Raw genomic sequence first — 15,032 nt, 5'->3', positions numbered from 1 at the left:
TATGACACGTCAGGGCTGCGCGGGCCTTAGCTTTGGGTGGTTTCGTGCATACTGATTCCTTCTTGCACCTCAAAATAAAAGGTGACATTATTGCGCGAATTTTCTCCTCCCTGTCTCACCGCCCGGTGAGGGTAACTGCGCCTATGAAAACCATGAAAATTGCCGTCAGCCGCGAGCTGGTCTCCGCCGTCTCTACGCACCGTGAAAAGGTGACGCTGGACAGCACCGATTTTACCGATGTGGCGGCCGTCGTCATTACTTCAGCTGAGAGTCGCAGCGGCATTCTTGCACTGCTGAAACGCACGGGCTTTCATTTACCGGTGTTTATTTTTTCGCAGGAGCCAACGGACGTACCTGACGGCGCCACCGCGATCATCTCGGGTAAAGCTCAGGAGTTCCTGGAACTGGAGAGTGCTGCCTGCCGTTACGAAGAGGATCTGCTGCCGCCCTTTTTTGACACCCTGAGCCAGTATGTTGAGATGGGCAACAGCACCTTCGCCTGTCCGGGCCACCAGCACGGGGCATTTTTCAAAAAACACCCGGCAGGGCGACAGTTCTATGATTTCTTCGGTGAGAACGTGTTTCGTGCCGACATGTGCAACGCCGATGTGAAGTTGGGCGATCTGCTGATCCACGAAGGCTCCGCCAAGCACGCGCAAAAGTTCGCGGCGAAAGTGTTCAACGCGGACAAAACCTACTTTGTGCTAAACGGCACGTCGGCGGCCAACAAGGTGGTGACCAACGCGCTGCTGACCCGCGGCGACCTGGTGCTGTTCGACCGCAATAACCATAAGTCTAACCACCACGGCGCGCTGATTCAGGCGGGCGCGACGCCGGTTTATCTGGAAGCGGCACGCAATCCGTTTGGCTTTATCGGCGGGATTGACGAGCACTGCTTTGATGACGCGTATCTTCGGGACCTGATCCGCGAGGCTGCGCCGGAGAAGGCCGACGAGGCGCGTCCATTCCGCCTGGCGATCATTCAGCTTGGCACCTACGATGGGACGATCTACAACGCTCGTCAGGTGATCGACAAGATCGGCCATCTGTGTGACTACATTCTCTTTGATTCCGCCTGGGTGGGTTACGAGCAGTTTATTCCGATGATGGCGGAAACGTCCCCGCTCTTGCTGGAGCTGAACGAGAACGATCCGGGCATTTTCGTGACCCAGTCGGTGCACAAACAGCAGGCCGGGTTCTCGCAAACGTCACAGATCCATAAAAAGGATAACCACATTCGCGGCCAGGCGCGCTTCTGCCCGCACAAGCGGCTGAACAATGCCTTTATGCTGCATGCCTCCACCAGCCCGTTTTATCCGCTGTTCGCTGCGCTCGACGTGAACGCCAAAATCCACGAAGGGGAGAGTGGACGCAGGCTGTGGGCGGAGTGCGTCGAGCTGGGCATTGAGGCGCGCAAGGCGATCATTGCCAACTGTCATATGATCAAACCGTTTATCCCGCCGGTGGTGGCGGGGCGGCCGTGGCAGGATCATCCGACTCACGCTATCGCCAGCGAGCTTCGCTTCTTCAGCTTCGAGCCGGGGGCCAAATGGCACGGGTTTGAGGGCTATGCCCGCGAGCAGTACTTTGTCGACCCTTGCAAACTGCTGCTGACCACGCCGGGCATTGATGCTGAAACCGGGGAGTACACTGATTTCGGGATCCCGGCGACGATTCTGGCGCACTACCTGCGCGAAAACGGCATCGTGCCGGAGAAGTGCGACCTCAACTCGATCCTGTTCCTGCTGACGCCTGCCGAAAGCAGCGAGAAGCTGGCGCAGCTGGTGGCGATGCTGGGCCAGTTTGAACAGCATATTGAAGACGACACGCCGCTGGCGGACGTGCTGCCGACGATCTTCCAGAAATACCCGGTTCGCTACCGGGATTACACCCTTCGCCAGCTGTGCCAGGAGATGCACGATCTCTACGTCAGCTTTGACGTGAAAGATCTGCAGAAGGCGATGTTCCGCAAGGAGAGCCTGCCTGAGGTGGTAATGAACCCGCAGGATGCAAACCGGGCCTATATTCGCGGCGAGGTGGAGCTGGTTCGCATTCGGGATGCCGCAGGGCGCATTGCTGCTGAAGGGGCGCTGCCCTATCCGCCAGGCGTACTGTGCGTGGTGCCGGGTGAGGTCTGGGGCGGAGCGGTACAGCGTTACTTCCTGGCGCTGGAGGAGGGCATCAACCTGCTGCCGGGCTTCTCGCCGGAATTGCAGGGCGTGTACAGCGAGAAGGATGCCGACGGGATCAAGCGGCTGTATGGGTATGTATTGAAGTAGGCCCCCTCACCCTAACCCTCTCCCCAAAGTGGAGAGGGGGTGGCACGGAGCCGTCTTTTCACCCTCTCCCCTCTGGGGAGAGGGCCGGGTTGAGGGGTATCATCAAACCGCACTACGCTTGTACATCCTCCTCGGGTGCCCAATCTTGCCGTACAGCATCTCCACCGTCAGAAAACCCGCCTCCACGCAGTGTTCCAGATAGCGTCGGGTGGTGGTTTTACTTAACCCCGTTTCGCTCACCACTTCATCTACCGAAAAGCAGTGGGTAGCCTTGTCGTTAAACAGCGCCTGCACCCGCGCCAGCGTATTTTCCTCAATGCCTTTGCTGCCGTTGTCCAGACGGTAGTTTTTCGCCTGTAGCTGATACAGAGAATCGACGTTTTGCTGGTCGACAATCTTCCAGACCCGCTGCTGTTCGGCAAACTGCACAAACCGCTCCAGCGACTGGCTGAGCCGCTTCCAGGAGACCGGCTTGAGGATATAGTCGAACGCGCCGTTGCGAATCGCCTGGCTGCAGGTGTCCATATCGCTGGCGGCGGTGATGAAAATCACCGAGCAGTTGGCGCGGGCCAGCATCGGGTTGCTGATAAGGGTGATGCCTTTGCCGTCCGGCAGATAGTTATCAAGCAGCATCAACTGCGGCTGTTTACTCTCAAGCTGAACCTGCGCATCGGCCAGCGACGAGGCAATCCCGACCAGCCTCAGGCGCGGATGTTTGCTTATCAGCTCCGCGTGCAGCTGTGCCAGTTCGTTCTCGTCTTCAACAATCAGTACGTCGATAAGTTCATGTTGCATAGTCGGTATCTTCCAGTTGCCGGGCGGTTCCCATGGCCGGGATAAACAGTGAGAAAATGGCACCGTGCGGCGTGTTATCGGCAACTTCTATTGTGCCACCAGCCTGCGTCACGTAGCTTTCGATCAGATACAGGCCAATCCCGTGATCGCCGCGCGTTTTGGTGGTGATGCCGCGTTCAAAGATTCGGTCACGGATCGCCGGTGTAATGCCAACGCCCTGGTCGGCGACTTCAATAATCAGCTCTTGTTCGCTGAGTTTTATCAGTACCTCCACCGGTGCATGGGGAAGCGGCGACCGCTGCGTCGCTTCGATGGCGTTATCCAGCAGGTTGCCAATAATCGAAATCAGCTCTTGTTCCCCCAGCGGCAGGAACGGTTTGTCCAGCCGACAGGCCGGGTCGAAACTCAGCTCGACGCCTTTCTCCCGCGCGCGGGCGGCTTTGCCCAGCAGCAGGCCGCACAGGGTGGGGGAGCTGAAGCGCGAAGAGATAAAGTCCAGCAGCTCCTGAGCATGCTCCGACTGCGCCTGAATGTAGCCAATCGCCTCTTCATAGCGGCCCATATGCAGCAGGCCGGACAGGGTGGTCATCCGGTTTAACTGCTCATGACGCATGATGCGCAGGTTATCGACGTAGCGTTTCACCTGGCTGAGCTGGGCGCTTAGCGAGTCGATCTCGTTGCGATCGCGGAAGGTGATCACCCAGCCCTGCAGCGAACCTTCAAGCATGATGTGTACCCGGCTGGCAATGACCGTGAGATCGTTAAAGCGGCAAATCTCGTCATGGGTATCTTTCGCCAGCATCGTCTGCGTGTCGAAGAACGGGACCGGATCGATCACCTGGCTTATCAGCTGCCCGCGCAGCTCGCGCGCCGGCTGGCTCAGGCCCAGCAGCTTGCGCGCCGCCTGGTTGATCACCTCTATCCGCCGTTCGTTATCAATAGCGATCACGCCTTCGTAGATGGATTCCATCAGCGCCTTCTGCTGGCGCACCAGCAGACCGATCTCGCGCGGCTCCAGGGAGAAGATCTGCTTCTTAATGCTGCGGGTAAAGAACCAGGAGAATATAAAGAGAGCGATCAGCAGCAGCACGGCGGCAATGAGGATATTGACCACTTTACTGACGGTAATGGTATCCAGGTAGCTGGTGAGATAGCCCACCGAGACAATGCCAACCACCTGCCCGGCGTCGTTGAAGATGGGGGCTTTACTGCGCAACGAAATGCCCAGCCCGCCTTTACGGATGGTTGTTGTGCTCTTCCCCTGCAGCACGGCTTCATTGTCGCCGCCAACCAGCGTCGTGCCCACCCGGTCGGCAAAAACGGAATGAAAAAGATGCCGTCCCGTATTATCACCAATGACAATAAAGCTGGCGTCGCTGTGGGCAGCAATTTTCTGCATAAAATCATGGATAGCGTTGATATCTTTTTGTTCAACTTCATTGCGCAATGACGGAATAAGCGCAATCTCTTCCGCCTGTATTTTTGCGCGCGCGCTCATTTCCTGATAAAGCTGCTTTCCTACATCGGCATAATAATATCCGCCCAGCAGCGCAAAAAGCACTGAGAAAAAGGCAACCAGCGAAATAAACAGCTTAATCTGGAAAGAGACTTTCATAACTATCACGCAAGGTGGCGGCAAAGATCGCCAATATATCATCTTTTTTCATGCGGATGCCCGCTTTACGGGAAACTTGTGATCCCTTGCACAGCAGGGGCTGTAAATGATTTATCCTGAAGGCTTATGTACTTCATGCCGCTAAGTTAAATGTTATTTGCTTGTTCAATTCAGAAAAGAAACCATAAAAACCACGCTAATAAATAAGGCATAAATCACATTAAATAAAAGAAACCATTAAAACCATAGCTGCCATTAAAACTTCGCTTTTAATATGCCATCCCTCACATAAAGTAAGCCTTTGTGACTCTAAGCTGAACGGACAAAATAACTAAGGGGCTTATTATGAGCACAACTGACGATTCCTTCTCTGTTACCCACGACCCGATTGAAATTCAGCGGCCTTCGCTCAAGGAGCGCTGGTGGCATATTATGGATACCTGGAAAATTGGGATTATTCCTCTGCCGCTGTTCGTTCTGGCGGGCGCGCTGATTGCGATCGACTGCCTGGGCGGAAAACTGCCGAGCGATATCGTGGTGATGGTGGCAACGCTGGCCTTCTTCGGCTTTGCCTGCGGCGAGTTTGGCAAACGCCTGCCGATTGTCGGCAAGCTCGGTGCGGCGGCGATTTGCGCCACCTTCATCCCTTCCGCGCTGGTCTATTACGGCCTGCTGCCAGACGTGGTGGTCGAGTCCACCATCAGGTTCTACAAATCCACCAACATTCTCTATCTCTACATCTGCTGCATTATCGTCGGCAGCATCATGAGCATGAACCGCACGGTGCTGATTCAGGGCTTCCTGCGCATCTTCTTCCCGATGCTGTGTGGCGAGATCGTCGGCATGCTGGTGGGGATGGGCGTGGGTCTGGCGCTGGGCCTTGAGCCGTTCCAGATCTTCTTCTTTATCATTCTGCCGATCATGGCGGGCGGCGTCGGGGAAGGGGCAATTCCGCTCTCCATCGGCTACGCCACCCTGCTGCACATGGACCAGGGCGTGGCGCTCGGCCGCGTGCTGCCGATGGTCATGCTCGGCGGTCTGACGGCAATCATTATCTCCGGCTGCCTGAACCAGCTCGGTAAGCGCTACCCGCACCTGACCGGCGAAGGCCAGCTGATGCCTAACCGCGCGAATGCCGATGCCACCGTCTCTCAGCCTGCGTTTTCCGGCAAAGCGGACGTCACCACCATCGCCTCCGGCGCGCTGCTGGCGGTGCTGCTGTACATGCTGGGCATGCTCGGCCACAAGCTGATTGGCCTGCCAGCCCCGGTCGGCATGCTGTTTATGGCGGTACTGGTGAAGCTCTGCAACGGCGCCTCTCCGCGCCTGCTGGAAGGCTCTCAGGTGGTGTACAAATTCTTCCAGACCTCGGTGACCTACCCAATCCTCTTCGCCGTCGGCGTGGCCATCACCCCGTGGCATGAGCTGGTGGCGGCGTTCACCGTCAGCAACCTGCTGGTGATCGTCAGCACCGTCTCCGCGCTGGTTGCGACCGGCTTCTTCGTCGGCAAAAAGATTGGTATGCACCCGATTGATGTCGCCATCGTCTCCTGCTGCCAGAGCGGCCAGGGCGGTACCGGCGACGTGGCGATCCTGACCGCAGGCAACCGCATGAGCCTGATGCCCTTCGCCCAGATTGCTACCCGTATCGGCGGGGCGATTAACGTCTCTATCTCACTGCTGATTCTGGGCAACTTCCTCGTTTAAGTTTTCAGGAAAGAACAATGAAACTCGCAAGCTTTTTATACCAGGGAAAACGCAGCTACGGCATCGTCCAGGCCGACGGCGTGATTGATTTGGGCCGCCGTCTGGGCGACCGCTACAGCGACCTCAAGGCGCTGCTGCAGGGCAACGGGCTGGCGCAGGCCACCCGTTACCTGAACGATGTGGTGGACGTGCCGCTGAGCGCCATCACCTTCTTACCGGTGATTGTGCAGCCGGAAAAGATCCTCTGCGTGGGCATGAACTACGCCGACAAGCGCAAGGAGTTTGACCAGCATAACCCGGCCCCGACGCTGTTTGTCCGCTTCCCGGATTCACAGACCGGCCACAACGAGCCGGTGCTGAAGCCGCGCCATTCCAGCGAATTCGACTACGAAGGCGAGCTGGCGGTGATCATCGGCAAAGGCGGGGAGAACATCAGCCGCGACGACGCCCTGCGCCACGTGGCGGGCTACAGCTGTTACATGGACGGCTCCGCCCGCGACTGGCAGCACACCTGGTTTACCGCCGGTAAAAACTGGCGTCAGACCGGCGCGTTTGGCCCGTGGATGGCGACGGCGGATGAGATCCCGGATCCGCATCAGCTGGCGATCCGCACCTGGCTGAACGGCCGCATGGTGCAGGAGGACAACACCAGCAGCATGATCCACAAGGTGGCAGAGCTGATCGAGTACATCAGCACCTTTACCCGCTTAAGCCCGGGCGATGTGATCATCACCGGCTCCCCTGGCGGCGTGGGTAAAAAGCGTAACCCGCCGCTGTTTATGAAAGAGGGCGATCGCATTGAGGTGGAGATCGAGCATATCGGTCATCTGAGCAACGTGATTGTGGAAGCGCCAGCCGTCGGGCTTGCGGCAGCACATTAACTAAGGCGGCAGCATGCACTCGCGATCCATCGATTTTCGCCACACCGTTGTGGCGAAACACCCGGAACGCTTAAGCCAGATCCGCTACCTGCTGGCAGACAGCGGCCTTGGCCTGGACAACGACATCACGCTGTTCGTCGAAGCCTGGTCTGGCGCGCAGCTGGTGGGTTGCGCAGGGCTTGCCGCCAACGTCATCAAATGCGTGGCGGTCAACGAGCAGCTTCGCGGCGAGAACCTCAGCGCGCGGCTGCTGGCAGAGGTGGAAAATGCGGCGCTGGAGCGCGGCCATTTCCACCTCTTCCTCTGCACCCGTCCGTGCAACCGGGAGCGCTTTGCCCGCAGTGGCTTCTGGGCGATTGCCCAAAGCGGGAACAACGCGGTGCTGATGGAGAACACCCCGCAGGGGATCGAACGCTACTGCCGTTCCCTGCGCGCGAAGCGCAGGTGCGGGGAGAACATTGGCGCGATAGTAATGAACGCCAATCCGTTCACCCTCGGCCACCGCCATCTGGTGGAGCAGGCGGCGGGGCAGTGCGATGCCCTGCATCTGTTCGTGGTGCGTGAAGACGCCTCGTTCTTCCCGTTCAGCGCGCGCCTCGAGATGGTGCGGGCGGGCGTGGCGCATCTGCCGAATGTGGTAGTGCATGAAGGCTCGCAGTACATTATCTCCCGAGCCACCTTCCCGGCCTACTTCCTGAAGGAGACTGGCAAAGTGCAGCAGGCGTGGAGCGAGATCGACGTGCTGATCTTCCGGGACTTCATCGCCCCGGCGCTCGGCATCACGCATCGCTTCATCGGCTCGGAGCCGTTCTGCGATATCACCCGCCAGTACAACCAGACGCTGCACGACCTGCTGGCCTCGCATATCGACGTGGTGGAAATGCCGCGCATCAAGGCCACCGGCAACGCCATTTCGGCGTCTGAAGTTCGCCGCTTACTGAAGACACAGCAGTTTTCACGGATCCGGGAGATTGTCCCGGACTCCACCTTCGCGCATCTCGAAACGCATTACCGTGCGAGTGCGGAAGTCGCTTAACTACCAGGAATTTATCATGAAAATTGTAAGGGAGGCGCTGGCCGGAACGCAGGAGTCCAGCGACCTGATGGTGAAAATCGCTCCCGCTCACGGCGAGCTGGAGATAGTCATCCACAGTGAAGTGATTAAGCAGTTCGGCGAGCAAATTCGCCAGGTGGTCAACGACACGTTGCGCGCCATGAACGTGCACCAGGGATTAATCATTATTGAAGACAAAGGGGCGCTGGACTGCGTGATCCGCGCCCGCCTGCAGAGCGCGCTGATGCGCGCTGCCGACGAGCAGGTCATCAACTGGGGGGCGCTGAAATGAGCAAACTCCGCCGCAGCATGCTGTTCCTGCCGGGCGCCAACGCCGCCATGCTCTCCACCGCCTTTATCTACCGCCCCGACTCCATCATGTTTGACCTTGAGGACGCCGTGGCCCTGCGCGAGAAGGACACCGCGCGCATGCTGGTGTTCCACGCCCTGCAGCACCCGATGTATCAGGATATCGAAACCGTGGTGCGCATTAACCCGCTCAGCACGCCGTTTGGCCTGCTGGATCTGGAGGCCGCCGTGCGCGCGGGGGTGGACGTGATCCGCCTGCCGAAAACCGACACCCCGGACGATATCTACGAGCTGGAAGGCCATCTTGAGCGCATTGAGCGGGAGTGCGGCCGCGAGGTTGGCTCCACCCGCGTGATGGCGGCGATTGAATCGGCCGTTGGCGTCATCAACGCCGTGGCGATTGCCCGTAGCTCTCCGCGCTTAATCGGCATTGCGCTGGCCGCCTTTGACTACGTGATGGACATGCAGACCGAGCGAGGCGACGGCACCGAGCTGTTCTACGCCCGCTGCGCTGTGCTGCACGCCGCCCGCGCCGCGGGCATCGACGCCTTCGACGTGGTGTGGTCAGACGTTAACGACGAGGCCGGGTTCCTGCGCGAGGTGGATCTGATCCGCAAGATGGGCTTTAACGGCAAATCGCTGATTAATCCGCGCCAGATTGATCTGTTGCACAACGCCTATGCCCCGACGCAGGAAGAGGTGGATCACGCCAAAAGGGTGATTGAGGCGGCAGAAGAGGGCGAGCGTAACGGCCTGGGCGTGGTGTCGCTCAACGGCAAAATGGTGGATGCACCGATTATTAACCACGCGCAGGTGGTGCTGGAGCGCGCGGCGGCCTCCGGCGTGCGTCGGTAAGGATGAGAAAATGAATCAGACAGAACTTCTCCACGTGAATTTCCCCCATTTGCGGGACTTAAAACCCTTTGATACTGCCCACAGCGCTACGCCCTGGCTGGCGGACAGCGACGCGAAGCACGGCCGCAAGCTTTGCGCCTCCATTGAAGAGGCGGTTAAGCGCAGCGGCCTGCAGGACGGGATGACCATCTCCTTCCACCATGCTTTTCGCGAAGGCGACCGGGTGATCAACACCGTCGTGGCGCTGCTGGCGCGAATGGGCTTTAAAAACCTGACGCTGGCCTCAAGCTCCCTGATGACCTGCAACGACGCGCTGATCGAACATATCGAAAGCGGCGTCATCACCCGAATTTACACCTCAGGCATGCGCGGCAGGCTGGCGGACGCCATCTCCCACGGGCTGATGGACGAGCCGGTGCAGATTCACTCCCACGGCGGGCGCGTGAAGCTGCTCCAGGACGGCGAGCTGAATATCGACGTGGCATTTCTCGGCGTCCCGTGCAGCGATGAGTTTGGCAACGCCAACGGGACGCACGGCAAATCGTGCTGCGGGTCCCTGGGCTACGCGATGGTGGACGCGCACTTTGCCCGCAGGGTGGTACTGCTCACCGAAGAACTGGTGCCGTTCCCGAATATGCCTGCCAGCCTGGTGCAGGACCAGGTGGACTACATCGTGCAGGTAGAAAGCGTGGGCGACCCGGCGAAAATCAGCGTCGGCGCGGCGCGCGTCACCAGCAACCCGCGCGAGCTGATGATCGCCCGCTATGCGGCGGACGTGATTGAACACTCCGGCTACTTCAAACCAGGCTTCTCGATGCAGACCGGCTCCGGCGCGGCGGCGACCGCCTGCACCCGCTTTATGGAAGAGAAGATGGAGCGCAGCGGCGTGAAGGCGCGCTTTGCACTCGGCGGCATCACCGGCAGCCTGGTGGATCTGCACGAGAAGGGGCTCATTGAAAAGCTGCTCGACACACAGTGCTTTGACGGCCAGGCGGCGGCCTCGCTGGCGCGTAACCCGAACCACGTGGAGATCTCCACCAACGTCTACGCCAACCCCGGCAGCAAGGCGGCAAGCTGCGACCAGCTCGACGTAGTGATCCTCAGCGCCCTCGAAATTGACGTCGATTTCAACGTTAACGTCATCACCGGCTCCGACGGCGTGATGCGCGGCGCGTCCGGCGGGCACTGCGACGTGGCCGCCGCGGCGAACCTGACCATCGTCGTCGCGCCGCTGCTGCGCAGCCGCATTCCGACGGTCGTGAAGCGGGTCACCACGCGCCTCACGCCGGGTGAGAGCATCGACGTGCTGGTCACCGATCACGGTATTGCGGTCAACCCGGCGCGCCCGGAGATCCGCGAGCGGCTGCTGGACGCCGGGCTGAAGGTTGTGGACATCAGCGCGCTCTACGAGCGGGCGATTTCCCTGACCGGCGTACCGAAACCGATTGAGTTTACCGACAAAATCGTCGGGGTGATCCGCTACCGCGACGGCAGCGTGATCGACACTGTTCGACAGGTAAAGGAGTGAATATGACCATTGCGACACCCGTGCGGACGGGTGTCAGCCTGGACGAACTGCTGGCGGCAAAAGAGCGCCGCGCAGCCCGTCAGGCTGACTGGCTCACGCACTATCAACAGCCGGTGATTTCCCTCACGCTGGTCACGCCAGGGGAAATCAAAGACAGCCTGCGCTATCGCAATACCATGGGCGTGGCGCTGCAGATGTGCGACCAGCTGCTGTGGGAGAACCGCTGGCAGGTGCTGGACCGCCAGGTGCTGTGGCTCCCGACCGGGCCTGAGGCCATCTGGTGCGTGGCCCATCCGGCGACGGAAATCAAAGCGCACTGTGCGGAGCTGGAGCAGATGCACCCGCTCGGCAGGCTGTGGGATCTGGACGTGATCTGTCCTCAGCACGGCCACGTCGGGCGTCAGTCGCTGGGGGCAAATCTCAGGCGCTGCCTCATCTGCGACGAGCCCGCCCACGCCTGCTCTCGTTCGCGCAATCACCCCGTTGAGCAGGTGGTTTCCCGCGTGGAGAAGATGATAGATGACTGGTTTGCTCGCGACTAAACCGCGCCCGGCTGACGTGCCCGCGCTTGCCGAAGCGGCGCTGTGGCAGGAGCTGGAGCTGACGCCCAAGCCGGGGCTGGTGGACAAGCTCAATAACGGCTCCCATCGCGATATGGACCACGCGCTGTTCGTCCGCAGCATTGCGGCGATTGCGCCGTGGTTTTCGCGCTTTGCCGAGCTGGGCAACTCGCATGCGGATAAATCTGCTGGCGAGCAGCTACGGATCCTCCGCCCGATGGGGATGGCCTGCGAGCAGGCGATGTATGCTGCGACGAACGGAGTGAACACCCACAAGGGCGGGATTTTTGCCCTGGGTTTACTGTGCTTCGCCGCCGGACGTGTGAAAAATATCTCGGCAGACAGCCTCTGCTGTGAGGTAAGTAACATCTGCCGCGGGCTGGTGTCGCGGGAGCTGGCCGCGCGCAGCGGACGGGCGACGGCGGGCGAGCGGCAGTTTCAGCAGTACGGCTTAACCGGCGCGCGCGGTGAGGCCGAAAGCGGCTTTGCAACGGCGCGTAGGGCGCTGGCGCAGTGGAACGGACAGTCGCTTCACGGCCTGCTGTTACGCCTGATGGCGATAAATCAGGACAGCAACCTCGTTTCGCGCGGCGGCATTGAGGGGCTGCGCTACGTTCAGGGTTATGCGCGGGAACTGCTGGCAAACAGCTGGGATCGCGAGGCGTTGCTTAAGATGGATAAGGCATTGATTGAACGCAATCTGAGCCCGGGCGGCAGCGCGGATTTGCTGTCGGTGGGGTGGGTGTTGTCTGCAATAAAATAGCCGGGTGGCAGCTTCGCCTTACCCGGCCTACGGTCTGGTTTTGCAGGCCCGGTAAGCGAAGCCGCCACCGGGCACAACAATCAATGCGCGATCGGCTGCGCACCGTGCGGCTCGCGCACGTGTTTGTACTTGAACAGCGCGATAAAAGCGAAGAACAGTACCAGCGAGTACGCGGCGAAGATCAGCCACACAGGCTGCCAGTCGGTGATGCCGTTGGTGGTGTACATCTCCACCACTTTACCGCTCACTACGCCGCCCAGAATACAGCCGAAGCCGTTGGTCATCATCAGGAACATGCCCTGCGCGCTGGCGCGGATTTCAGGTTTCACCTCTTTTTCCACAAACACCGAACCGGAGATGTTGAAGAAGTCGAAGGCGCATCCGTAAACAATCATCGACAGCACCAGCAGCACGGTGCCGAACGCGCTTGGGTCACCGTAGGCGAACAGGCCGAAGCGCAGCATCCATGCGGCGATACTGATCAGCATGACGTTTTTGATGCCGTAGCGGCTCAGGAAGAACGGGATGGTCAGAATAAACAGCGTCTCGGAGATCTGCGAGATGGACATCATTACAGACGCGTGCTCGACGATAAAGCTCCCGGCAAACAGAGGATCGTTATCGAAGCTGTGCAGGAAGGTGTTGCCGAACATGTTGGTGATTTGCAGCTCTGCGCCCAGCAGCATGGAGAAGATAAAGAAGATCGCCATGCGTTTGTTTTTGAACAGCGCGAACGCGTCCAGGCCAAGCATGGTGCTCCAGCTCTGGTTTTTTTGCTGGTTAGAAACCGGAATGGTTGGCAGCGTCAGGGTGAAGATCGCCAGCAGCACGGAGAGCGCTGCACCGATGTAGAGCTGCATATGGCTCAGTTCAAAGCCCGCGAAGCTCACGCCCCACATCGCCATGATAAAGCCGATGGTGCCCCAGATGCGGATAGGCGGGAAATCGGTGACGATATCCAGGCCGGCAGATTTCAGGCGGTAGTAGGAGATGGTGTTGATCAGCCCAAGCGTTGGCATATAGGCCAGCGAGTTAAGCAGGATCACCATAAACATCGCCCCCGGCGTGGTCACTTCGGCCGCCATAAACAGCGTCCCCGCACCCACCAGATGGCAAAGCATGTACAGCCACTTCGCGCTTAACCATTTATCCGCCACGATACCGAGCAGCGTTGGCATAAAGACAGCCGCAATACCCAGCGAGCTGTATACGGCACCGATTGACGCACCGTCGAACTTGAGCGTCACAAACATATAGGAGCCGAGTGTAGTCAGCCAGCTACCCCACAGGCAGAACTGCAGAAACGACAATATTTTAAGCTGCAGCTTAAGGTTCATGTTACTTTCCTCACAAGTGAGCGGGAGATATGTTGTTTTTGGAACATTCAGGGTTGTTATTTGATGCAATTCTATCAGTTGGCAACGATATGTTTTGTTACCTCCCGCAAAAAAATGCAATCCACATTAATTTGCAGTTTGGATTGTGATGCAAATAACGTTTTCGTATGGGTGGGATGGGTGCGGCCTGATGCCCTCACCCTGACCCTCTCCCACAGGGAGAGGGGAAACAGAACACCTTCTCCCTGTGGGAGAAGGTGTGCCGATCAGCGGCGACGATAGTTCTTCTGCGCCGTATTCACCTTATACAGATAGCGGCGGGATTCCGCAGACGGGTGGCGAGTGGTGAGGGTTGAGTAGACATCCCCCGGTGCCATGCTGTTGATGATGTTTGCGGCCTGCACTTTGTCGTTCGAGAAGACGCGCAGCACGCTGCCCGCGCCGCCGTTGTAGGCTGTAATCACCGCATAGCGACGCGACGTCGGGTTATCGATGCCGCCAAGGTAAACGTTGTTCAGCATCGCCAGGTAGGCGGTCCCGGTATCAATGTTGCTCTGCGGGTCGAACAGGTAGCTGCGGCTCGGCGTGCCGGATTTCCCCTGCGAGCGGAAGACGTCCTTACCGGCGCTGTGCTGCACAACCTGCATCAGCCCCAGCGCGTCCGAACGGCTCACCGCGTACGGGTTAAACGAGGATTCGGTCTGCATAATCGCCAGGATCAGCGACTCATCCACGCCGTACTTACGCGATGCCTGACGCACCATGCCAAGGTACTTGTGCGCACGCTTGTCGAGGTGGTTCGGGACAAGGTTGATGGTGACGCTGTAGATGATCTTCAGGCCGTTAGAGCGGCTCTTCAGGCGCGTCTGCAGCAGGTAGTCGGCAAATTTCGTGGCGCGGCCTTCCCAGCGGATCGGCTGTCCGGTCTGGTCAACTACCTGACCGTACAGGAACGGCTCTTTTGAGATGGTGATGTCGTCGGCATCGGAGTAGAGATCGATAGATCCCGGATCGTCACCCATCAGCAGGGTTTTGACGATCGCCTGACGCAGCCGTGCCGCAGGGTCAGTGCCTGCGATGGTTTCAATGGTGATCGTACCCTCATCAAAGTTGATGTGGCTACGGGTCAGATAGGCGTCGGTGTACTTAACGTAGTCCTTCGGTCCGGCAATAAGAACTTCGTTAAATCCCCATATATTCTCGATGTTATGGGCAAACTGCCCCATCAAAATGTCAAAACCGTTGGTGTCTTTGACCCAGGCTTCGTTGTAATCATCGCCTTTTTTGGACGAACACGAGACCAGCAACGGCGCAACAAGGGCTAGCGCTAAAAGTTTTTTCATCATTCC

The 15,032-nt window shown here is 58.9% G+C and carries 13 protein-coding genes; 9 read left to right on the top strand and 4 right to left on the bottom strand.

The genetic code is table 11. The annotated features are described in order from the left end of the window. Positions 1–143: 143 nt before the first annotated feature. Positions 144–2,279 (top strand): ornithine decarboxylase, encoded by a 2,136-nt coding sequence (locus V1603_RS23030; RefSeq protein WP_192982661.1) that lies wholly within the window; start codon positions 144–146, stop codon positions 2,277–2,279. A 102-nt stretch (positions 2,280–2,381) separates the two neighbouring features. Here V1603_RS23030 and V1603_RS23025 read toward each other — a convergent pair whose 3' ends face one another. Then, on the bottom strand, positions 2,382–3,074 hold the full coding sequence (locus V1603_RS23025) for a response regulator (protein WP_163329660.1): 693 nt from the start codon (positions 3,072–3,074) through the stop codon (positions 2,382–2,384). Next, positions 3,064–4,689 (bottom strand): sensor histidine kinase, encoded by a 1,626-nt coding sequence (locus V1603_RS23020; protein WP_166712333.1) that lies wholly within the window; start codon positions 4,687–4,689, stop codon positions 3,064–3,066. The genes V1603_RS23025 and V1603_RS23020 overlap by 11 nt, the downstream gene beginning before the upstream one ends. A 345-nt stretch (positions 4,690–5,034) precedes the next feature. Between V1603_RS23020 and V1603_RS23015 the strand changes: the two genes are divergently transcribed. From V1603_RS23015 to citG, 8 genes are read left to right on the top strand one after another with little or no spacing between them, the layout of a single operon-like run. Further along, positions 5,035–6,396 (top strand): 2-hydroxycarboxylate transporter family protein, encoded by a 1,362-nt coding sequence (locus V1603_RS23015; protein WP_395313311.1) that lies wholly within the window; start codon positions 5,035–5,037, stop codon positions 6,394–6,396. 17 nt (positions 6,397–6,413) lie between these two features. Beyond that, entirely contained in the window at positions 6,414–7,277 is an 864-nt protein-coding gene (locus tag V1603_RS23010; protein ID WP_116341988.1) for a fumarylacetoacetate hydrolase family protein, read from the top strand. A 13-nt stretch (positions 7,278–7,290) separates the two neighbouring features. Beyond that, a complete protein-coding gene (gene citC, locus V1603_RS23005) occupies positions 7,291–8,313 on the top strand; it encodes a [citrate (pro-3S)-lyase] ligase (protein ID WP_395313310.1) in 1,023 nt (340 codons plus the stop codon). A gap of 16 nt (positions 8,314–8,329) precedes the next feature. Continuing rightward, positions 8,330–8,623, top strand: coding sequence for a citrate lyase acyl carrier protein (citD, locus tag V1603_RS23000; RefSeq protein ID WP_116341984.1), 294 nt, complete (start codon positions 8,330–8,332; stop codon positions 8,621–8,623). Then, positions 8,620–9,495, top strand: a complete 876-nt coding sequence (gene citE / locus V1603_RS22995; protein WP_316379955.1) for a citrate (pro-3S)-lyase subunit beta — start codon at positions 8,620–8,622, stop codon at positions 9,493–9,495. Before citD ends, citE begins: the two co-directional genes overlap by 4 nt. Before the next feature lie 10 nt (positions 9,496–9,505). After that, a complete protein-coding gene (gene citF / locus V1603_RS22990) occupies positions 9,506–11,023 on the top strand; it encodes a citrate lyase subunit alpha (RefSeq protein WP_233002880.1) in 1,518 nt (505 codons plus the stop codon). A 2-nt stretch (positions 11,024–11,025) separates the two neighbouring features. Then, complete coding sequence (citX, locus tag V1603_RS22985; protein WP_116341978.1) at positions 11,026–11,565, top strand: citrate lyase holo-[acyl-carrier protein] synthase; 540 nt, start codon at positions 11,026–11,028, stop codon at positions 11,563–11,565. Then, positions 11,543–12,346 carry a triphosphoribosyl-dephospho-CoA synthase CitG gene (citG, locus tag V1603_RS22980; protein ID WP_395313309.1) on the top strand — a complete coding sequence of 268 codons (804 nt, stop codon included), beginning with the start codon at positions 11,543–11,545 and terminating at the stop codon, positions 12,344–12,346. The genes citX and citG overlap by 23 nt, the downstream gene beginning before the upstream one ends. Before the next feature lie 80 nt (positions 12,347–12,426). Here the strand turns inward: citG and V1603_RS22975 are convergent, their stop codons facing one another. Next, complete coding sequence (locus V1603_RS22975) at positions 12,427–13,683, bottom strand: nucleoside permease (protein WP_116341974.1); 1,257 nt, start codon at positions 13,681–13,683, stop codon at positions 12,427–12,429. A 266-nt stretch (positions 13,684–13,949) separates the two neighbouring features. After that, on the bottom strand, positions 13,950–15,026 hold the full coding sequence (mltC, locus tag V1603_RS22970; RefSeq protein WP_045260773.1) for a membrane-bound lytic murein transglycosylase MltC: 1,077 nt from the start codon (positions 15,024–15,026) through the stop codon (positions 13,950–13,952). Positions 15,027–15,032: the final 6 nt, after the last annotated feature.

The organism is Enterobacter sp. ECC-219, from assembly GCF_043966805.1.
Classification (GTDB): Bacteria; Pseudomonadota; Gammaproteobacteria; order Enterobacterales; family Enterobacteriaceae; genus Enterobacter; species Enterobacter cloacae_N.
This window is presented reverse-complemented; position numbering and strand designations above follow the sequence as displayed.

Bases quoted from the DNA above. Each gene is read 5' to 3' on its own strand.
- V1603_RS23020 (WP_166712333.1), bottom strand. From the start codon at position 4,689: ATGAAAGTCTCTTTCCAGATTAAGCTGTTTATTTCGCTGGTTGCCTTT.
- citC (WP_395313310.1), top strand. From the start codon at position 7,291: ATGCACTCGCGATCCATCGATTTTCGCCACACCGTTGTGGCGAAACAC.
- citX (WP_116341978.1), top strand. From the start codon at position 11,026: ATGACCATTGCGACACCCGTGCGGACGGGTGTCAGCCTGGACGAACTG.
- citF (WP_233002880.1), top strand. From the start codon at position 9,506: ATGAATCAGACAGAACTTCTCCACGTGAATTTCCCCCATTTGCGGGAC.
- citE (WP_316379955.1), top strand. From the start codon at position 8,620: ATGAGCAAACTCCGCCGCAGCATGCTGTTCCTGCCGGGCGCCAACGCC.
- citD (WP_116341984.1), top strand. From the start codon at position 8,330: ATGAAAATTGTAAGGGAGGCGCTGGCCGGAACGCAGGAGTCCAGCGAC.
- V1603_RS23015 (WP_395313311.1), top strand. From the start codon at position 5,035: ATGAGCACAACTGACGATTCCTTCTCTGTTACCCACGACCCGATTGAA.
- mltC (WP_045260773.1), bottom strand. From the start codon at position 15,026: ATGAAAAAACTTTTAGCGCTAGCCCTTGTTGCGCCGTTGCTGGTCTCG.
- V1603_RS22975 (WP_116341974.1), bottom strand. From the start codon at position 13,683: ATGAACCTTAAGCTGCAGCTTAAAATATTGTCGTTTCTGCAGTTCTGC.
- V1603_RS23010 (WP_116341988.1), top strand. From the start codon at position 6,414: ATGAAACTCGCAAGCTTTTTATACCAGGGAAAACGCAGCTACGGCATC.
- V1603_RS23025 (WP_163329660.1), bottom strand. From the start codon at position 3,074: ATGCAACATGAACTTATCGACGTACTGATTGTTGAAGACGAGAACGAA.
- V1603_RS23030 (WP_192982661.1), top strand. From the start codon at position 144: ATGAAAACCATGAAAATTGCCGTCAGCCGCGAGCTGGTCTCCGCCGTC.
- citG (WP_395313309.1), top strand. From the start codon at position 11,543: ATGACTGGTTTGCTCGCGACTAAACCGCGCCCGGCTGACGTGCCCGCG.